The organism is Acidovorax sp. Leaf78 (genome assembly GCF_001422735.1).
GTDB lineage: Bacteria > Pseudomonadota > Gammaproteobacteria > Burkholderiales > Burkholderiaceae_C > Acidovorax.
The window spans coordinates 191813-208760 of record NZ_LMLZ01000025.1 but is presented as its reverse complement, the minus strand read 5'-3'; the positions used below and the strand labels follow the sequence as shown (position 1 = coordinate 208760).

21 protein-coding genes are annotated in these 16948 nt (G+C 66.8%); 2 read left to right on the top strand and 19 right to left on the bottom strand.

Annotated features, from left to right (window positions below; all coding sequences use genetic code 11):
• Positions 1 to 224 precede the first annotated feature (224 nt).
• Complete coding sequence (gene pdxA, locus ASF16_RS24400) at positions 225 to 1253, bottom strand: 4-hydroxythreonine-4-phosphate dehydrogenase PdxA (RefSeq protein WP_056173543.1); 1029 nt, start codon at positions 1251 to 1253, stop codon at positions 225 to 227.
• 281 nt (positions 1254 to 1534) lie between these two features.
• Positions 1535 to 2296 carry a Nif3-like dinuclear metal center hexameric protein gene (locus ASF16_RS24395; protein WP_056173540.1) on the bottom strand — a complete coding sequence of 254 codons (762 nt, stop codon included), beginning with the start codon at positions 2294 to 2296 and terminating at the stop codon, positions 1535 to 1537.
• A 133-nt stretch (positions 2297 to 2429) separates the two neighbouring features.
• Here ASF16_RS24395 and ASF16_RS24390 point away from each other — a divergent pair, with 133 nt between their 5' ends.
• Positions 2430 to 3569: a S1C family serine protease gene (locus ASF16_RS24390; protein WP_056173538.1), complete on the top strand. Its 1140-nt coding sequence runs from the start codon at positions 2430 to 2432 to the stop codon at positions 3567 to 3569.
• 331 nt (positions 3570 to 3900) lie between these two features.
• On the opposite strand, the gene tatC is transcribed toward ASF16_RS24390, so the two are convergent.
• The 16 genes from tatC to ASF16_RS24310 form a co-directional block, all read right to left on the bottom strand.
• A complete protein-coding gene (tatC, locus tag ASF16_RS24385; RefSeq protein ID WP_056173535.1) occupies positions 3901 to 4695 on the bottom strand; it encodes a twin-arginine translocase subunit TatC in 795 nt (264 codons plus the stop codon).
• A 76-nt stretch (positions 4696 to 4771) separates the two neighbouring features.
• Positions 4772 to 5239 carry a Sec-independent protein translocase protein TatB gene (gene tatB, locus ASF16_RS24380; protein WP_056173533.1) on the bottom strand — a complete coding sequence of 156 codons (468 nt, stop codon included), beginning with the start codon at positions 5237 to 5239 and terminating at the stop codon, positions 4772 to 4774.
• A 53-nt stretch (positions 5240 to 5292) separates the two neighbouring features.
• The gene (gene tatA, locus ASF16_RS24375) at positions 5293 to 5529 is read right to left on the bottom strand and encodes a Sec-independent protein translocase subunit TatA (protein WP_056173530.1); all 237 of its coding nucleotides are present in this window, start codon (positions 5527 to 5529) and stop codon (positions 5293 to 5295) included.
• A gap of 106 nt (positions 5530 to 5635) precedes the next feature.
• Positions 5636 to 5992 (bottom strand): histidine triad nucleotide-binding protein, encoded by a 357-nt coding sequence (locus tag ASF16_RS24370; protein ID WP_056173527.1) that lies wholly within the window; start codon positions 5990 to 5992, stop codon positions 5636 to 5638.
• A 166-nt stretch (positions 5993 to 6158) separates the two neighbouring features.
• The gene (locus ASF16_RS24365) at positions 6159 to 7229 is read right to left on the bottom strand and encodes a patatin-like phospholipase family protein (RefSeq protein WP_056173523.1); all 1071 of its coding nucleotides are present in this window, start codon (positions 7227 to 7229) and stop codon (positions 6159 to 6161) included.
• Positions 7222 to 7608, bottom strand: coding sequence for a hypothetical protein (locus tag ASF16_RS24360; protein WP_056173519.1), 387 nt, complete (start codon positions 7606 to 7608; stop codon positions 7222 to 7224). The genes ASF16_RS24365 and ASF16_RS24360 overlap by 8 nt, the downstream gene beginning before the upstream one ends.
• The gene (locus tag ASF16_RS24355) at positions 7605 to 7982 is read right to left on the bottom strand and encodes a phosphoribosyl-ATP diphosphatase (protein WP_056173516.1); all 378 of its coding nucleotides are present in this window, start codon (positions 7980 to 7982) and stop codon (positions 7605 to 7607) included. The genes ASF16_RS24360 and ASF16_RS24355 overlap by 4 nt, the downstream gene beginning before the upstream one ends.
• 8 nt (positions 7983 to 7990) lie before the next feature.
• Positions 7991 to 8389 (bottom strand): phosphoribosyl-AMP cyclohydrolase, encoded by a 399-nt coding sequence (gene hisI, locus ASF16_RS24350; RefSeq protein ID WP_200926973.1) that lies wholly within the window; start codon positions 8387 to 8389, stop codon positions 7991 to 7993.
• A gap of 113 nt (positions 8390 to 8502) precedes the next feature.
• The gene (hisF, locus tag ASF16_RS24345) at positions 8503 to 9303 is read right to left on the bottom strand and encodes an imidazole glycerol phosphate synthase subunit HisF (protein ID WP_056173510.1); all 801 of its coding nucleotides are present in this window, start codon (positions 9301 to 9303) and stop codon (positions 8503 to 8505) included.
• A 125-nt stretch (positions 9304 to 9428) separates the two neighbouring features.
• Complete coding sequence (gene hisA / locus ASF16_RS24340) at positions 9429 to 10169, bottom strand: 1-(5-phosphoribosyl)-5-[(5-phosphoribosylamino)methylideneamino]imidazole-4-carboxamide isomerase (protein WP_056173506.1); 741 nt, start codon at positions 10167 to 10169, stop codon at positions 9429 to 9431.
• 87 nt (positions 10170 to 10256) lie between these two features.
• Positions 10257 to 10943, bottom strand: a complete 687-nt coding sequence (hisH, locus tag ASF16_RS24335; RefSeq protein ID WP_056173504.1) for an imidazole glycerol phosphate synthase subunit HisH — start codon at positions 10941 to 10943, stop codon at positions 10257 to 10259.
• A 52-nt stretch (positions 10944 to 10995) separates the two neighbouring features.
• On the bottom strand, positions 10996 to 11643 hold the full coding sequence (gene hisB, locus ASF16_RS24330) for an imidazoleglycerol-phosphate dehydratase HisB (RefSeq protein WP_056173502.1): 648 nt from the start codon (positions 11641 to 11643) through the stop codon (positions 10996 to 10998).
• A complete protein-coding gene (gene hisC / locus ASF16_RS24325; protein ID WP_056173497.1) occupies positions 11640 to 12764 on the bottom strand; it encodes a histidinol-phosphate transaminase in 1125 nt (374 codons plus the stop codon). The genes hisB and hisC overlap by 4 nt, the downstream gene beginning before the upstream one ends.
• On the bottom strand, positions 12761 to 13213 hold the full coding sequence (locus ASF16_RS24320; RefSeq protein WP_056173494.1) for a PIN domain-containing protein: 453 nt from the start codon (positions 13211 to 13213) through the stop codon (positions 12761 to 12763). Before ASF16_RS24320 ends, hisC begins: the two co-directional genes overlap by 4 nt.
• 14 nt (positions 13214 to 13227) lie before the next feature.
• Positions 13228 to 13452: a hypothetical protein gene (locus tag ASF16_RS24315; RefSeq protein ID WP_010462084.1), complete on the bottom strand. Its 225-nt coding sequence runs from the start codon at positions 13450 to 13452 to the stop codon at positions 13228 to 13230.
• A gap of 68 nt (positions 13453 to 13520) precedes the next feature.
• Complete coding sequence (locus tag ASF16_RS24310; RefSeq protein WP_056173491.1) at positions 13521 to 14972, bottom strand: PLP-dependent aminotransferase family protein; 1452 nt, start codon at positions 14970 to 14972, stop codon at positions 13521 to 13523.
• Positions 14973 to 15124: 152 nt separating this feature from the next.
• On the opposite strand from ASF16_RS24310, the gene ASF16_RS24305 reads away from it, so the two are divergent.
• The gene (locus ASF16_RS24305) at positions 15125 to 15574 is read left to right on the top strand and encodes a DUF2917 domain-containing protein (RefSeq protein WP_056173488.1); all 450 of its coding nucleotides are present in this window, start codon (positions 15125 to 15127) and stop codon (positions 15572 to 15574) included.
• Here the strand turns inward: ASF16_RS24305 and hisD are convergent.
• Positions 15561 to 16946 (bottom strand): histidinol dehydrogenase, encoded by a 1386-nt coding sequence (gene hisD / locus ASF16_RS24300; RefSeq protein WP_056173485.1) that lies wholly within the window; start codon positions 16944 to 16946, stop codon positions 15561 to 15563. The two genes, ASF16_RS24305 and hisD, sit on opposite strands and share 14 nt — an antisense overlap.
• Between the last annotated feature and the right edge of the window lie 2 nt (positions 16947 to 16948).

The window sequence follows — 16948 nt, the reverse complement described above, 5'->3', positions numbered from 1 at the left end:
ACGCTCAGGGGCGGGGTGGGGGCTATCTTCGCCAGTCGGTCAAAGCCGATAGCCGGTATTCAGGCCCTCCACCCCAACACCTCCACCATACAAGCCGGTTCCACGGGTGCACTGGCGTGGGGTGTGCCAGTTTCATAGATGGCGTGCCGGCTTCAGGGCGCCTCTTCCGCTTGCTATCTTAACGATAGCTGCTAGCGATTTACCATCAAGCGGCAGCAGGCAATTCACCCACACAGCGCTCGCGCCATGCGCACGGCCTCGATGAGGCTGGCGGCGTCGGCGACGCCCTGCCCTGCGATGTCGAACGCCGTGCCATGGTCGGGGCTGGTGCGCACCAGGGGCAGGCCCAGGGTCACGTTCACGCCCTTGTCCACGCCCAGGTACTTCACGGGGATCAGGCCCTGGTCGTGGTACATCGCGATGACCACGTCGAACTCGCCGGGCCGCGCGGGCGTGTGGCGGGCGCGCATGAAGACGGTGTCGGGTGCGAACGGGCCGTGGGCATCCAGGCCCTGGGCGCGGGCTTCTGCGATGGCCGGGGCGATGACCTCGATCTCTTCACGGCCGAACAGGCCGCCCTCCCCTGCATGGGGATTGAGCCCCGCCACCGCCATGCGCGGGGCGCGGCCCAGGCTGCGGGTCAGCGCGGCGTGCGTGATCTGCAGCGTCTGCAGAATGTTCTCGTGCGTGACGGCTGCCAGGGCCTCGCGCAGCGAGACGTGGATGCTGACCAGCACGGTGCGCAGCTCGTCGCTGGCCAGCATCATGCGCACGGGCATGGCCGACAGCGCAACGCCCTGGTGGTGGGCCGCCTCGGCCTGCAGCAATTCGGTGTGGCCCGGGAAGGTAACGCCTGCGGCCGACAAGGCCTCCTTGTGCAGCGGCGCCGTCACCAGCCCCGCCACCTCGCCCCGCAGCGCCGCGCGTGTGGCCCAGACCACACAGTCCGCTGCCGCGCGCCCTGAAGCGGCGCCGATCTGCCCCCAGGGTTGCGGGCCCGGAATGCCGGCCAGTTGCAGGACCGGAATGCAGCGGGGCGGCATGTCGACCGCCTCTGCGGGCGCGCCGATCTGCGCCACGGGCACCGATGGCACGCCACGGCGCGCAATGGCCTGGGCAGCGCGGCGCAGCGTGGCGGTGTCGCCCACCACGAAGCAGCCCTTGAGGTCGCCGGGCGCATCGCGAAAGGCCTTGGCCACGATCTCGGGGCCGATGCCTGCGGGGTCGCCTTGGGTGATGGCCAGTGTCTTCATGGAAGTCCGCGTTTTGAATGAAATCACTGCCTGCCGCTCTATGGACAAGCGCAAGCAGCTATGAATTTAATAGTAGACCACCCTGCTACCCGGGCGCGCAGGCTCAGCATGCCAGCGCTCCTGATCATGGGGTGGAGCGCGCGCAGGCTCAGCATGCCAGCGCTCCTGATCATGGGGTGGAGGGGTCGATGCCAGTGCTGGGGACACGGATGTACACGTCATGCACTTCATGCACTTCATGCACTTCATGCACTTCATGCACTTGATGCGCGTCATGCGCTTCATGCCGGATTGTCAATCTCGATGAACGTGTGCTCCAACCCCAGTTGCTTCGCCACATGCCCGGCCACGGCCGGCGCGCCGTAGCGCTCGGTGGCATGGTGCCCGGCCGCGATGAAGCACACGCCCATTTCACGCGCCAGGTGGGCCTGCGGCTCCGAAATCTCGCCGGTGATGAACGCATCCGCACCGGCTGCGATGGCCGATTCGAAGTATCCCTGGGCGCCGCCTGTGCACCAGGCCACACGGCGGATGGGCTGCGGTGCACCATCGGGCTCGGGCTGCACCAGGGTCACGGCACGGCCCAGGGCGCCCGCCACATGGTCTGCCAGCGCCTGGCCATCGGGGAAGGCCGCGGTCGCCACAAAGCCCAGGTCCTGCTCGCCAAAGCGGGCGTCGGCCGTCCAGCCCAGCACGCGGCCCAGTTGCGCGTTGTTGCCCAGCTCGGGGTGTGCATCGAGCGGCAGGTGGTAGGCGAACAGGTTGATGTCGTGCGCCAGCAGCCGCTGCAGGCGCTGCTTCATCCAGCCGGTGACGCGGCCGTCCTGACCGCGCCAGAACAGGCCGTGGTGCACGAAGATCGCGTCGGCCTGCGCGTCGATGGCCGCGTCGATCAGCGCGCGGCTGGCAGTCACGCCGCTCACGATGCGGCGCACCTCGGGCTTGCCCTCGACCTGCAGGCCGTTGGGCCCGTAGTCCTTGAAGCGTTCGGGTTGCAGCAGGCTGTCGAAGGCCTGCAAAAGCGCGGTGCGGGAAATGCTCATGCGCCTATTGTCGCGCGCGGCCGGCGCCCATAGTTTCAGCCTTGGGGGACAATGTGGCCAGGAGGAAGCGCAGCGGTCCCGCACACCGGATCCCGCCCGGCTTCTTCGATTTCAGACCATTCGACAGGACCCCATGAAGCGCATCTGGCTGCTCTTTTCCCAGGCCGTGACCGTGTTTGTTGCCGCCTACTTCGTTGTTGCCACGCTGCAACCCGACTGGCTCCACCGCGGCGCCACGCGCTCCGGCGCAGGCATCGCACTGCTGGAAGCCCCGTCTGCGCCCTCGTCGCAGCCAGTGGCTGGCAGTTTCAGTGCCGCAGCGCGCAAGGCAGCGCCCGCCGTGGTCAGCATCAACACCAGCAAGGCGGTGCGCCATCCGCGCAGCAACGACCCGTGGTTCCAGTTCTTCTTTGGCGACCAGGGCGCACAAGCCCAGGCCGGGCTGGGCAGCGGCGTGATCGTGAGCCCCGACGGCTACATCCTGACCAACAACCATGTGGTCGAAGGTGCCGACGAGATCGAGGTCACGCTCACCGACAGCCGCCGTGCGCGGGCGAGCGTGATCGGCACCGACCCCGACACCGACCTGGCCATCCTCAAGATCGAGCTCGACAAGCTGCCGGTCATCGTGCTGGGCAATTCCGACGGCCTGGCCGTGGGCGACCAGGTGCTGGCCATCGGCAACCCGTTCGGCGTGGGCCAGACCGTGACCAGCGGCATCGTGAGCGCGCTGGGCCGCACGCAACTCGGGATCAATACCTTCGAGAACTTCATCCAGACCGATGCCGCCATCAACCCCGGCAACTCGGGCGGCGCGCTGGTGGACGTGAACGGCAACCTCATGGGCATCAACACTGCCATCTACTCGCGCTCGGGCGGCAGCATGGGCATCGGCTTTGCGATCCCCGTGTCCACGGCGCGGCTGGTGCTCGACGGCATCGTGAAGGACGGCCAAGTCACCCGCGGCTGGATCGGCGTGGAGCCCAACGAGCTGTCGCCCGAACTGGCCGAGACCTTCGGCGTGAAGGCCACCGAAGGCGTGATCATCACCGGCGTGCTGCAGGACGGCCCCGCCGCCCAGGCCGGCATGCGCCCGGGTGACGTGATCGTGAAGGTAGAAGGCAAGAACGTGGGCAATGTGTCGGAACTGCTGACCGCCGTGGCAGGCCTCAAGCCAGGGACTGCGGCACCGTTCAACGTGCAGCGCGCCGACAAGATGGTGGAGCTGAACATCACGCCCGGCGTGCGGCCCAAGCCGAAGAGGCGCCAATAAACGCTGGCCGCTGAGCCGCCGCCAAGCCGTTCAGCGGCTGACCTGCCGAGCCGTCCGTCGAGCGGTCCGCCAAGACAAGGCGGGTACTGCGGGCGGTCTGGACGGGTCAGATCCAGATCATGCGGTTGGGGTCGCGCGCCGGTTTTGCGAAGTACCCCAACCGCAATGCCATTGCCATTGCCATTGCCCACGTCCAGCGTGCTATCAAAAAAATAGCTGCCAGCGCCCGTATATCAGGCGGTGGCAGCTATTTTTTTGGGCAACTTCTGGCGGCGTGCAGTACCTGCAACGTCGTTGCTGTCGCTGCCAACCAGCCGCTACGGACTGCGGATCACGAAGCCGAAGGGGATTCCCCCGCCTCTTCCGGCGCCTTGGTGTGCTTGATGAAGATCTGCGCGGCCCAGATGCCCACTTCGTACAGCAGGCACATGGGGATGGCGAGCGACAGCTGCGAGACCACGTCCGGCGGCGTGACGACCGCAGCGATCACGAAAGCCATCACGATGAAGTAGCCGCGGAACTCGCGCAGCTTCTGCACGCTGACGATGCCCATGCGGGCCAGCACCACCACGGCAATCGGCACCTCGAACGACAGGCCGAACGCCAGGAACATGGATAGCACGAAGCTCAGGTACGCCTCGATATCAGGCGCGGCCGTGATGCTCTTGGGTGCAAAGCTCTGGATGAACGCGAAGACCTGCCCGAACACCAGGTAGTAGCAGAACGCCACGCCGATGAAGAACAGCAGCGTGCTGGAGATCACGAGCGGCAGCACCAGCTTTTTCTCGTGCGAGTACAGGCCCGGCGCCACGAAGGCCCACACCTGCCACAGCACGAAGGGCAACGCCAGCAAAAACGCCGACATCAGCAAAATCTTGAGCGGCACCATGAATGGCGAGATCACGGATGTGGCGATCAGCGTGGCGCCCTTGGGCAGGTGGGCCACCAGCGGCGCCGCCAAAAAGTCGTACAGCGCGCCAGGGCCGGGAAAGAAGAACAGGATTGCCGCCGCGATGGCGATGGCAATGAGCGCCTTGACCAGCCGGTCGCGCAGCTCCATCAGGTGCTGCACGAAGGGCTGCTCGGTACCGGCCAGCTCGTCTTCTTTGGAAGGGGTTTCGGACATAGTGGGTTTTCAGGGCGTAGGGGCCGCCCAACCAGCGCACGGCGACGCCGGCTGCTTGCTGGCGCTTTCGGATCAATCAGTGGAATTTCTGGGGACGGTAGCGCGCCACGCGGGCCGCGCCGGACTGCGCCTTGGTGCGCACGCCGCTCTTGGCCTTGTACCACTGCGGCACGGCACCGCGCTTCAGGCGCCAGTTCTTGCCAGGGTGCTTGTACGCAGGCACCACAGCCGCCAGGGGCTCGTGCAGGTCGGCGTTGCTGGAGTCGGTGACGCTGCTGGCCCAGTCTTTTTCGAACTCGCTGGCGTTGGTCTGAATGGACTGGTGAACGTCACGCGCCGCGTTCTCCACCGTGTCCTTCATCTTCTTGAGCTCATCGAGCTCCATGGACCGGTTGACCTCGGCCTTCACGTCGGACACGTAGCGCTGGGCCTTGCCGAGCAAGGTGCCCACCGTGCGGGCCACGCGGGGGAGCTTTTCGGGGCCGATGACGATCAGCGCCACGGCGCCGATCAGCGCCATCTTGGACAGGCCAATATCAATCATGGGTGTCAGTCAGCGCACAGCATGCAGGGAGCAGGGTCACCCGTGCAGCCAGCTCAGCTTTTTTGCTTGGCTTCGACATCGATGGTGGTCTTGTCGGCGGCCTGGTTGTTGGCCACATGGCCTGCGGGCGGGGTGGCAGCCGCGTCGGCCGAGCCGTCCTTCATGCCGTCCTTGAAGCCCTTGACGGCGCCCCCGAGGTCGGAGCCCATGTTCTTGAGCTTCTTGGTGCCGAACACCATGACGACGATCAGCAGCACGATCAGCCAGTGCCAGATGGAAAAAGAGCCCATGGAATATCTCCTAACGAATTGCAATCATTTTAGACGGGGGGCGCGACAAGAGTTCACAGCCCATGACGGACCGCGGGAATCTCCCTGCACCACCCGTCAGCCTGGTTCAGCCTTTAAGCCACGGGCGGGGGCCGCCCATCACGTGAATATGCAGGTGGTGGATCTCCTGCCCGCCTTCCACCCCGGTGTTTACCACGACGCGAAAGCCACCCTCGGGGTACGGGTTGCAGCCCTGCTCCGCAGCCAGCCGCGGCGCCAGCGTCATCATGCGCCCGAGCACGCCCGCATCGTCGGCGGTGACCTGCGCCATCGAAGGGATATGCCGCTTGGGCACCATCAAAAAGTGCACCGGCGCCCACGGGTGGATGTCGTGAAAGGCGAAGATTTCTTCGTCCTCGTAGACCTTCTTCGAAGGAATCTGGCCCGCGATGATCTTGCAGAAAAGGCAGTTCGGATCGTGCATGAGAAAAATGTCAGAACAAAATTAGCTGTGAACAACTCGCTGAGCACTGCTCACCACCGTTGAAACCGGCGCGGCCGATGCCAGCGCCACCGTGGAACTGGCTCCGCCAGGCCACGGGTGGCGTCCCCCTGAGGGGGAAGGCGCCGAAGGCGACACAGGGGGGGCTTCAAGCATTCTCAGCGATCTTGATGGTCGGCCGCACGCCCACATCCTTGCGGTGCGCGTGCAGCCATTCCTGCCCCGCCGTGCGCCCCAGGGCAAAGAGCTTGCGCACGAAGGCCAGGTCCGCGCGCGTCTTGCTGTCGGCGCCGAAGGGCGCCAGCACCGAGCCGCCGTCGATGCGGTGCATGCGCACGTTCTTGTAGCGGCGCGGGTCCAGCTTGCCTTCGGCCAGCAGGCGGCGCACGAACTCGATGGCGCGCATCTCGGCCAGCAGGCTGGCGTTGAAGGTGACCTCGTTCATGCGCTCCATGATCTCCTGGCCCGAGTGGGGCAGCTCGAGGTGCTCGATGGGATTGATCTGCACCAGCAGGATGTCGGAGGTCTCGGTCTGGTAGATCAGCGGGTGCAGCGCGGGGTTGCCGGAGTAGCCGCCGTCCCAGTAGTGCTGGCCGTCGATCTCCACCGCCTTGAACAGCAGCGGCAGGCAGGCCGACGCCATCACCGCATCGGCGCTGAGCTTGGGGCCCGAGAAGATTTCACCGCGCCCTGTGCGCACATTGGTGGCGCAGACGAACACCTTGGGCCCGCCCGCGGCGGTGACGGCGCGCCGCGAGGTGCACAGCAGGTCGAAGTCCACCTCGCGCTCGAGCAGGCGGCGCAGCGGGTTGATGTCGAGCGGGTTGGTCTGGTAGGGCGACAGCCACTGGCGCATCAGCCCCATCATGGGGTTGGCCGCCGACAGCGGCGAGCCCCACATCAGGCTGCCCAGCGTGCCCACGCCTTCCCACAGCCGGGTGAGCGTATTGCGCGCCTCCCGGCAGCCGGCCAAGTGGGCTTCGTGCGGGTGCTTGTGTTCGTGGGCCGCCTTGGCAAAGCCATGCGCCAGGGCCACGGCGTTCATAGCGCCGGCACTGGTGCCGCTCACGCCGTCGAAGTGCCACTGCCCGTCTTCGAGCAGTGCGTCCAGCACGCCCCAGGTCAGTGCGCCATGCGAGCCCCCACCCTGCAGGGCCAGGTTCAGGCGCGGCAGGGGCTGCGGCTGCGCGGGCGGCGCTGCGGGTTCTTCTTCAGGCATCCACAGCCTGGTTCTTGCTCATGGCCAGCATGCCGCGCACGATGCGGTACAGGAACCAAATGGAGATCAAAACCCAGGCGGGATTGAACAAAAACAATCCCAGCAGGAAGAACGGGAAGGTCACCACGTACAGAACACCTGCCCAGATCGTCGAGCGGATGCGCCACGAGAAGTGGTTGGCCTGCCACGTGCCTTCGGCGTCGCTGCGTTTGACCAGGTCGATCACCAGCGCAATGACCAGCAGCAAGGCACTGGCCTGCGCCCCGGGCACCACGGCGCCCACGGCCACGATCAGGTGCAGCACATAGCTGACCCAGCCGATGTTCTTGAGCCCCTGGGCCCGTTGCTCGTGGGAGGTCACGTCGATGATGTCGCTCATGGAGATCCTTCTTCGTCGGCTGCACGCGCAGTGGCCTTGCGCAAGGCTTTTTCCTCGATGCCGCTGGTGCCTTCGCGGCGCTCCAGCTCGGTCAGCACGTCGGCTGGCGTGAGGCCGTAATGGGCCAGCGCCACCATGGAGTGGAACCACAGGTCCGCCACCTCGTACACCAGCTTGGACTTGTCGGCGCCATGGTCTACGTCTTTCGCCGCCATCACCACCTCGGTGGCCTCTTCGCCGATCTTCTTCAAGAAGCTGTCGGGGCCCTTGTGCAGCAGGCGCGTGACGTAGCTCTTGTCGGGGTCGCCACCGTTGGCCGGCTTGCGGCTTTCGATCACTTGCGCAAGGCGGGCGAGGGAATCGTTGGAACTCATGGTTCTCTTTATTTGTAGATGGATTCGGGGTCTTTCAAGACCGGATCGACAGGCGTCCAGGCGCCGTCCTTGAGCACGCTGAAAAAACAGCTGTGGCGGCCCGTGTGGCAGGCGATGCCCGGCTCGTGACCGAGCTGGGTGACCTTGAGCAGCACCACGTCGTTGTCGCAATCGAGCCGGATCTCGTGCACCGTCTGCACGTGGCCGGACTCTTCGCCCTTGAACCACAGCTTGCTGCGCGAGCGGCTGTAGTACACGGCGCGGCCAAGTTCAGCGGTTTTCTCCAGCGCCTCGCGGTTCATCCACGCAAACATCAGCACGTCGCCCGTGCCCTGCTCTTGCGCAATGACGGGCACCAGGCCCTGCGCATCCCATTTCACTTCGTTGAGCCAGTTCATGAAAGGGATTGTCGGCGATTTGCATTCCGGGACGGGGCCATCCCGCCCAAAGTTTGACGCCTTTTCAGGGCCTGTCGCAGGCTGAACAAGCGGCAGCAGCTATATTTTTAATAGCAATGACCCTAGAGCCGCACGGGAATGCCGCGCTCGGCCATGCGGGCCTTGGCTTGGCCCACGGTGTATTCGCCGTAGTGAAAAATGCTGGCCGCCAGCACTGCGTCCGCCCCGCCCTGCTGCACGCCGTCGGCCAGGTGGTCGAGGTTGCCCACACCGCCCGAGGCGATCACGGGCACGGTCACGGCGTCGCTCACCGCGCGGGTCAGCGTCAGGTCGAAGCCCGCCTTGGTGCCATCGCGGTCCATGCTGGTCAGCAGGATTTCGCCTGCGCCGCGGCGCGCCATCTCGGTGGCCCAGGCCACGACGTCCAGGCCCGTATTCTTGCGGCCGCCGTGGCTGTAGACGTCCCAGCCTTCGCCCACAGGCTGGCCGTGGGCGCCGATGCGCTGCGCGTCCTCGGCCGAGCGGCGCTTGGCGTCGATGGCGACCACGATGCACTGCGCGCCGTACTTGGCGGACACGGCATCGATCACGTCGGGGTTGGCAATCGCGGCCGAGTTGAAGCTGGTCTTGTCAGCGCCCGCGTTCAGCAGTCGGCGCACGTCCTCGACCGTGCGCACGCCGCCACCCACCGTGAGCGGAATGAACACCTGGCTGGCCACGGCTTCGATGATGGGCAGGATCAGGTCACGCCCGTCGCTGGTGGCGGTGATGTCCAGGAAGGTGAGCTCGTCGGCGCCCTGCGCGTTGTAGCGTGCGGCGATCTCGACGGGGTCGCCCGCATCGCGCAGCTCCAGAAAATTGACACCCTTGACCACGCGGCCTCCAGTGACGTCGAGGCAGGGGATGATGCGTTTGGCGAGCATGTCGGTCAGTCAGTCAGCGATTCGTGGATGGGGCGCTGCCGAGGCCAGCAGACGCCGTGGAACTGGCTTCGCCAGGCCACTGGCGTCGTCCCCCTGGGGGGAAGCGGCGCAGCCGCTCAGGGGGGTCACCCATTCAATTCGTCGGCACGGGCCTGTGCGGCCGCAAAGTCGAGGTCGCCGCTGTAGATCGCACGGCCGCAGATCACACCCTCGACGCCCTCGCTCTCCACGGCACACAGCTGCTCGATGTCGGCCATGTTCGACAGGCCGCCCGATGCGATCACCGGGATGGACAGCGACTGCGCGAGCTTGACCGTGGCATCGATGTTGATGCCCGACAGCATGCCGTCGCGGCCGATGTCGGTGTAGATGATGGACTCGACGCCCCAGTCCTCGAACTTCTTGGCCAGGTCCACCACCTCGTGCCCCGTGAGCTTGCTCCAGCCGTCGGTGGCGACCTTGCCGTCCTTGGCGTCGAGGCCCACGATGATGTGGCCGCCGAAGGCGCTGCACGCGTCCTTCAGGAAGCCGGGGTTCTTGACCGCCGCCGTGCCGATGATCACGTAGCGCAGGCCGCCGTCGATGTACTTTTCGATGGTGTCCAGGTCGCGGATGCCGCCGCCGAGCTGCACCGGAATCTCTTCGCCCACCTCTTTGAGGATGGACTTGATGGCGGCGAAGTTCTTGGGCACGCCCGCAAAGGCACCGTTCAGGTCCACCAGGTGCAGGCGCCGCGCGCCCGCCTCCAGCCACTTGCGTGCCATGGCCGCCGGGTCTTCGCCGAAGGTGGTGGATTGGTCCATATCGCCTTGCTTGAGGCGAACGCAATGACCGTCTTTCAGATCGATGGCGGGAATGAGCAGCATGGTGGTGGTGGAAGGGTTCGCGAAAAAGGACGAGTCAGGGCTCGGACCGAACGGGCTGGTGAAAGAAGCAAGGAGTGCGCGGAAGGATCACGGATTCCAGTGCAGGAAGTTGCGGTACAGGGCCAGGCCGTGCTCCGCGCTTTTCTCTGGGTGGAATTGCGTCGCGAAAATATTATCGCGCGCAATGGCCGCTGCGAACAAACCGCCGTAGTCGGTCTGCCCCGCGCAATGCGCCGCATCCTGCGGCTGCGCGTAGAAGCTGTGCACGAAATAGTAGTAGCTGCCGTCGGGCACGCCCGCCCAGACCGGGTGCACCGCGCCCGCACGACCTGCGTCCGGCATCTGGTGCACCTGGTTCCAGCCCATCTGCGGCACCTTGTAGCGGCTGCCGTCGGGCTGGGTGCGGCCGATCAGGTCGAACTTGCTCACCTGGCCGTGGATCAGGCCCAGGCCCGGGGTACCGCCATTGGGCCCCTCGGCGCTGTGGTCCAGCAGCATCTGCATGCCCACGCACACGCCGAACATGGGCTTGCTGGCAGCGGCTTCGAGCACCGATTCCTGCAGGCCCGATTCGCGCAGCTCACGCATGCAGTCGGGCATGGCGCCCTGCCCTGGCAGCACGATGCGCTGTGCGGCGCGCACGTCGTCGGGGCGCTGGGTGACGACCACGGTCCAGCCGGTGCCCTCGGCAGCGGCCTGCACGGCCTGCGACACCGAGCGCAGGTTGCCCATGCCGTAGTCCACGACGGCGACGGTTTTTGCTTCCATATTCATAGCTGCTAGCGCTTATCCATCAAGCGCTAGCGCTTGATTTGATTCAAAAAACTCACAAAGAACCCTTGGTGGACGGGATGACGCCTACCGAGCGCGGGTCGCGCTCCAGCGCCGCGCGCAGCGTGCGCCCGAACGCCTTGAAGATGGTTTCGCACTGGTGGTGGGCGTTGAAGCCCTTGAGGTTGTCGATGTGCAGCGTGACGCCCGCGTGGTTCACGAAGCCCTGGAAGAACTCGTACACCAGCTGCGTATCGAGCTGGCCGATGCTGCCGGCCGTGAACTTCACGTCGATGTGCAGCCCCGGGCGGCCCGAGAAATCGACCACCACGCGCGACAGCGCTTCGTCGAGCGGCACGTAGGCGTGGCCGTAGCGGCGGATGCCCTTCTTGTCGCCCACGGCACGCGCAAAGGCCTGGCCCAGCGTGATGCCCACGTCTTCGACCGTGTGGTGGCCGTCGATGTGCAGGTCGCCTTCGCAGTCGATGTCGAGGTCGATCAGCCCGTGGCGGGCGATCTGGTCGAGCATGTGGTCGAAGAAGCCGATGCCGGTGTGCAGCTTGGCCTGGCCCGTGCCGTCGAGGTTGATGCGCACGCGGATGCGCGTCTCGGCGGTGTTGCGGCTGACTTCGGCGATGCGGTCGGCCATCGGGTCGGGCGTGGCGCCGGACGGATTGGAGGTTACGAGTGCGGAGGAAGTCATAGGGAGGCTTGCAGGGCGGCCAGCATCTGGGCGTTGTCGTCGGCATTGCCGACCGTCAGGCGCAGGCAGTTGGCCAGCAGTGGGTGCATTGTAGAAACGTTCTTGACCAGGACCTTGCGGTTTTTCATGCCGTCATAGGCCCGGGCGGAATCCGCCACGCGGATGAGGATCATGTTGGCCTCGCTGTCCCAGCATTTTTCGATGCCGGGCATCTGCCGCAGGGCCGCCAGGACCTTGGTGCGCTCGGCGCGGATCTCGGCGGCCTGCTCGGCGAACACCTCGGCGTGTTCCAGCGCGAACAGCGCGGCCTCGCAGTTGAGCACGCTCACGTTGTAGGGCGGGCGCACCTTGTCGATCTCGCTCACAAAGGCAGCGGGGCCGATGAGGTAGCCCAGGCGCACGCCCGCCAGGCCGAACTTGCTGAGCGTGCGCATCAGCAGCACGTGGGCGTTGCGCGCAGGCTCGGCCCGCATGCGGTCGATGAAGGTGCGGCTGGCAAACGGCTGGTAGGCCTCGTCCATGACCACGATGCCGCCCTGCGCGCCCGCGGCGTCGATGATGCGCTGCACTGCGCCTTCGTCCCACAGCGTGGCCGTGGGGTTGTTGGGGTAGGCGATGTAGGTGATGGCGGGGTTGTGCTGCGCGATGGCGGCCAGCATGGCGGGTTCATCCAGCTCGAAGTCGGGCGTGAGCGGCACGCCGACAAATTCCAGGCCCTGCAACTGCGCCGACAGCGGATACATCACAAAGCCCGGCATGGGCGCGAGCATGGTGGCGCGCTGGCCCGTGCCGGGTTGCGCGCAGGCCAGGGCCAGCAAGGTGATGAGCTCATCCGACCCGTTGCCCAGCACGATGCCGTAGCCCTCGGGCAGGCCGGCGTATTGGGCCAGCGCCGCCTTCAGGTCCAGCAGGCGGTCGCCGGGGTAGCGGTTGAGCGCCAGCGCGCCCAGGCGCTGGCCCAGCGCGGCCTGCAGGTGCGCGGGCAGGCGAAACGGGTTCTCCATCGCGTCCATCTTGAGCATGCCGGTGGACGGCTGCACGCCGTACGCGTGCATGGCGCGCACGTCGGCGCGAATGCGGGCCAGGGCCTGGAGCGGTGAAGATGGAGCGGCGTTGGTCATTCGGCGGTGTCCAGTTCGTTGGGGGTGGTGAGAAACGGGTTGATGGGGCGCACGGCGTCCAGCGGCTGGTCGTGTGGCAGCGCCTCGGTCAGCAAATAGCGGCAGCCCTGCTGGTGGGCGGATGAGAGGATGAGCGCATCCCAGTAGCCGAGGCGGTAGCGGTCCTGCAAGTCCCAGGCGCCGTCCACGGTGTAGGAGTCGAGGTGCGGCGGCAGCCACACGCGCAGGCGGCGCACCTGGGCGCGCACCTGCTGCAGCACCTGCGGGCCGTCAAAGCGCTGGATTGCCTGGTTGTACAGCTCGTTGAGCACCTGCGAGCTGATGCGGCCACTGCGCGTCTGCCAGCAAAAGTTCATCCACTCGCGGGCACGCGCCTGGCGCTCGGCATCGCGGTCGTCCACGCTGGCCAGCAAAATTTCAGTGTCGACAAAGATGGGGACGGTGCTCATAGGGTGTCCACCATTCAGCGCAGAAACAAGGTCTCGCGGGGCACGTACGGCCCGGTGGACGCGCCCCAGGATTCAAAGCCCAGCGCCTCGCGCATTGCCTGGGCGTAGGCGTCCTCCTGGCGCATCTTTTCGGCCAGCCATTCACCGAGCAAGCGCGACACGCTGCTGCCGCGCTTGGCGGCTTCCACGCGCACCCATTCGGCAACGGTGTCGTCCATGGTCACGGTGACGTTTTTCATGCGGTTGATATTACACGAAGTTCGTGCACCACGAAGTTCGTGTATTCAATTTGCCTTGTGCCTTTGAACTACGCAGCCTGCCGCTGGCTTTGCAGCATCTGCGTGGCCATGTCGCCCACGGTGCGCAGCGCCTGCAGGTGGGCGGGCGACCAGTCGCCCCCCACACCGATGCGCAGGCAGTTGCGAAACCGTCCGCTGGTGCTGAACACCGTCCCGGGCGCGATCAGGATCTTCTGGTCCAGGCAGGCCTCGTGCAGCTGCACCGAATCGAGCGCGCGCGGCAGCTCCAGCCACATCAGCAGGCCGCCGGGCGGGTCGCTCACCCGGGTGCCCTGCGGGAAGTGCGATGCGATCACCCGCCGCGCCTCGTCCATGCGCGCCGCCACGCCCGCGCGCAGCTGGCGCATGGCGGCGGCGTGGCCGGCCTGGGTGATGAGGTCGGCCAGCGCCAGCTCCAGCACGGCCGACTGGCCGCCCGCCTGCAGGTCCTTGATGCCACGCACCTTGTCGCTCCAGCGCCCGGCCTCCAGCCACCCCAGGCGCAGGCCCGGCGCCAGCGTCTTCGAAAACGAATCGCACAGCATCACGTGGCCCGTGGTGTCGTACGACTTGACGGTGCGGCGCATCTCGTCGACCTCCACCAGGTCGTTGTAGATCGCGTCCTCGATGACTGCCATGTCGTGCCGCGCCGCCATCTGCGCCAGTCGCTTGCGCTCGGCCTGCGGCATGCAGCTGCCCAGCGGGTTGCTGAGCGTGGGGACGATCATCACGGCCTTGACCGGCTGGGTGTCCAGCGCCAGCTGCAGCGCATCGAGCGACAAACCGTGGCGCGGGTGCGTGGGGATCTCCAGCGCGCGCAGGTGCAGGCCCTGGAGCACCTCCAGAAACGAAAAATGCGTCGGCGACTCCAGCGCCACCACGTCGCCCGGCTGGGTCACGGCCCGCAGGCACAGCGCGATGGAGTCCATGCAGCCGCCGGTGACCACGATGTTCTCGGGGTCCAGGCTGCAGCCCATGCCGACGGCGTAGCGGGCCAGGGCGCGGCGCGCATCTTCGTGCCCGGCCGACGTGGGGTAGGTGCACAGCAGGTTGCGGTGGCGCTGCGCGGCGCGCACCACGGCGCGGCGCACGCGGTCGGGGTTGAACAGCTCGAAGCCCGGGGTGCCGCTGCTAAAGGAGATCATGTCCTCGGGCTGGTTGCGCCCCAGGATGCGCTGGCCCAGCCAGTCCACAGACACCTCGCGCGGGCGGCGCATGGGGCGCGGCGTGCTGGGCTCGGGCAGGCTCACCGGCCGCGCTGCCACGAAGAAGCCCGAGCGCGGGCGCGCGGTGACCAGCCGCGCATCCTCCAGCCAGTGGTAGGCCTGCACCACCGTGGTCTGCGCCACGCCGTGCTGGCGGGCCAGCTCGCGCACGGACGGCAGCTTTTCGCCGCGCGCCAGCGTGCCATTGCGGATCAGCTGCGCGAGCTGCTCGGCGATCTGGAGGTAGAGCGGGGGTGCGTCGTCGGTGGAGGCCATGGCTGCATTCTGTACTGGCAGCCGCAAAAACAGCCAGTACAGAGCAAGTGCACCCCGTACAGTACAGATGGCCAGTACAGACCATCTGTACTGGATCAGGTCGTGCGAGCCTGTCCGTGGCGCCGCGCGCGGCCTGGCCGCACAGTGGAGGCATGAACACGCTGCACCACACCCCCACCCCGCCGTTGCCCACGCTGCCCGCCCAGCTTGCGGTGCCCCTCACCCTGCAATGGAAGCGTCAGCCGCTGCCGCCGCTGCAGGCCGTCCAGGTGCTGGACTTCCGCGCGGGCGACATCGCCCTGCTCGAGGTCGAGCAAGGCCGCGTCTGGGTGACCTGCGACGGCCTGCTGGAAGACTATTTTCTGGAGGCCGGGCAGCGCCTGTCGTTCGCTGGCCCGGTGCGGCTGCGGGTGAGCGCCGAAGGCAGCCGGCCCGCGCGGCTGAACTGGGCGAAGCACCGAGCGGTGCAAGACGCTGCGTATCCGCCTGTGCCCTCGGCAGCACCCCTGGCCCTGGCCGTGGTGCCGCACACCGGCAGCGCGGCGGGTGGGGCGGGCGGGGCCCTGCCTCTGGGCCCGGTCGGCGCCGTCAGCGCGGCTTGAGGGGGGTCTTCAGGCGCATCTCGGCCGCCTGTGCGTGGGCCTGCAGGCCCTCGCCGTAGGCCAGCTCGGCGGCGATTTTTCCAAGCACCTGGGCACCGGCTTCACTCACCTCGATGATGCTGCTGCGCTTTTGGAAGTCGTACACGCCCAAGGGCGACGAAAAGCGGGCCGTGCCGCTGGTGGGCAGCACGTGGTTGGGGCCCGCGCAGTAGTCGCCCAGGGACTCACTCGTGTAGGCCCCCAGGAAGATCGCGCCCGCGTGGCGCAGCAGCGGCTCCCAGCGGTGCGGGTCGGTAGAGCTCACTTCCAGATGCTCGGGTGCGATGCGGTTGCTGATCGCGCAAGCTTCTTCCATGTCCTTGGTGAGGATCAGCGCGCCCCGGCCGTTGAGGCTCTTGGCGATGATTTCGGCGCGCGGCATGGTGGGCAGCAGGCGGTCGATCTCGCGCTGCACGGCGGCGATGTAGGCCGCGTCGGGGCACAGCAGGATGCTCTGGGCCAGCTCGTCGTGTTCGGCCTGGCTGAAGAGGTCCATCGCGACCCAGTCGGGCGGCGTGCTGCCGTCGGCCAGCACCAGGATTTCGCTCGGGCCCGCGATCATGTCGATGCCCACCGTGCCGAACACGCGCTTCTTGGCGCTGGCCACATAGGCGTTGCCCGGGCCGGTGATCTTGTCGACCTTCGGAATCGTGGCCGTGCCGTAGGCCAGCGCGGCCACGGCCTGCGCACCGCCAATGGTGAAGGCGCGCGTGACGCCCGCCACGTAGGCAGCCGCCAGCACCAGGTCGTTGCGCTCGCCCTTGTCGGAGGCAAGCTGCGCGCCCGAGCCACCCGTGGCCACGCTGCCGCGCACGGGCGTGGGCACGACCATGATGATTTCCTGCACGCCGGCCACGTGGGCCGGGATGGCGTTCATCAGCAGGCTGGACGGGTACGCCGCCTTGCCACCGGGCACGTAGATGCCCACGCGGTCCAGCGGCGTGACCTTCTGGCCCAGCAGGGTGCCGTCCTCGTCACGATAGCTCCAGCTTTCGCCCGAGGCTTTTTTCTGCGCCTCGTGGTAGCTGCGCACGCGCTTGGCGGCGGCCTGCAGCGCGTCGCGCTGGGCCTGCGGAATGGCGTCGAAAGCGGCTTTGAAGTCCGCCTGGGTCAGCTCCAGTGCCGCCACGTCGGGGGCCGCGAGGCCGTCGAAACGGGCGGTGTACTCCAGCACGGCGTCGTCGCCCCGCTTTTGCACATCGGCCAGGATGTCGGCCACACGCTGCTCGATGGCGGCGTCGGTGTCGGCAGACCAGTGCAGGCGCTGCTGAAATTTTTGCTCAAAATCGGCTTCAGCCGTGGACAGGTAAGCGGGGGCAGCTATTGATTTCATAG

Bases quoted from the DNA above. Each gene is read 5' to 3' on its own strand.
- pdxA (WP_056173543.1), bottom strand. From the start codon at position 1,253: ATGAAGACACTGGCCATCACCCAAGGCGACCCCGCAGGCATCGGCCCC.
- ASF16_RS24395 (WP_056173540.1), bottom strand. From the start codon at position 2,296: ATGAGCATTTCCCGCACCGCGCTTTTGCAGGCCTTCGACAGCCTGCTG.
- ASF16_RS24390 (WP_056173538.1), top strand. From the start codon at position 2,430: ATGAAGCGCATCTGGCTGCTCTTTTCCCAGGCCGTGACCGTGTTTGTT.
- tatC (WP_056173535.1), bottom strand. From the start codon at position 4,695: ATGTCCGAAACCCCTTCCAAAGAAGACGAGCTGGCCGGTACCGAGCAG.
- tatB (WP_056173533.1), bottom strand. From the start codon at position 5,239: ATGATTGATATTGGCCTGTCCAAGATGGCGCTGATCGGCGCCGTGGCG.
- tatA (WP_056173530.1), bottom strand. From the start codon at position 5,529: ATGGGCTCTTTTTCCATCTGGCACTGGCTGATCGTGCTGCTGATCGTC.
- ASF16_RS24370 (WP_056173527.1), bottom strand. From the start codon at position 5,992: ATGCACGATCCGAACTGCCTTTTCTGCAAGATCATCGCGGGCCAGATT.
- ASF16_RS24365 (WP_056173523.1), bottom strand. From the start codon at position 7,229: ATGCCTGAAGAAGAACCCGCAGCGCCGCCCGCGCAGCCGCAGCCCCTG.
- ASF16_RS24360 (WP_056173519.1), bottom strand. From the start codon at position 7,608: ATGAGCGACATCATCGACGTGACCTCCCACGAGCAACGGGCCCAGGGG.
- ASF16_RS24355 (WP_056173516.1), bottom strand. From the start codon at position 7,982: ATGAGTTCCAACGATTCCCTCGCCCGCCTTGCGCAAGTGATCGAAAGC.
- hisF (WP_056173510.1), bottom strand. From the start codon at position 9,303: ATGCTCGCCAAACGCATCATCCCCTGCCTCGACGTCACTGGAGGCCGC.
- hisA (WP_056173506.1), bottom strand. From the start codon at position 10,169: ATGCTGCTCATTCCCGCCATCGATCTGAAAGACGGTCATTGCGTTCGC.
- hisH (WP_056173504.1), bottom strand. From the start codon at position 10,943: ATGAATATGGAAGCAAAAACCGTCGCCGTCGTGGACTACGGCATGGGC.
- hisB (WP_056173502.1), bottom strand. From the start codon at position 11,643: ATGACTTCCTCCGCACTCGTAACCTCCAATCCGTCCGGCGCCACGCCC.
- hisC (WP_056173497.1), bottom strand. From the start codon at position 12,764: ATGACCAACGCCGCTCCATCTTCACCGCTCCAGGCCCTGGCCCGCATT.
- ASF16_RS24320 (WP_056173494.1), bottom strand. From the start codon at position 13,213: ATGAGCACCGTCCCCATCTTTGTCGACACTGAAATTTTGCTGGCCAGC.
- ASF16_RS24315 (WP_010462084.1), bottom strand. From the start codon at position 13,452: ATGAAAAACGTCACCGTGACCATGGACGACACCGTTGCCGAATGGGTG.
- ASF16_RS24310 (WP_056173491.1), bottom strand. From the start codon at position 14,972: ATGGCCTCCACCGACGACGCACCCCCGCTCTACCTCCAGATCGCCGAG.
- ASF16_RS24305 (WP_056173488.1), top strand. From the start codon at position 15,125: ATGAACACGCTGCACCACACCCCCACCCCGCCGTTGCCCACGCTGCCC.
- hisD (WP_056173485.1), bottom strand. From the start codon at position 16,946: ATGAAATCAATAGCTGCCCCCGCTTACCTGTCCACGGCTGAAGCCGAT.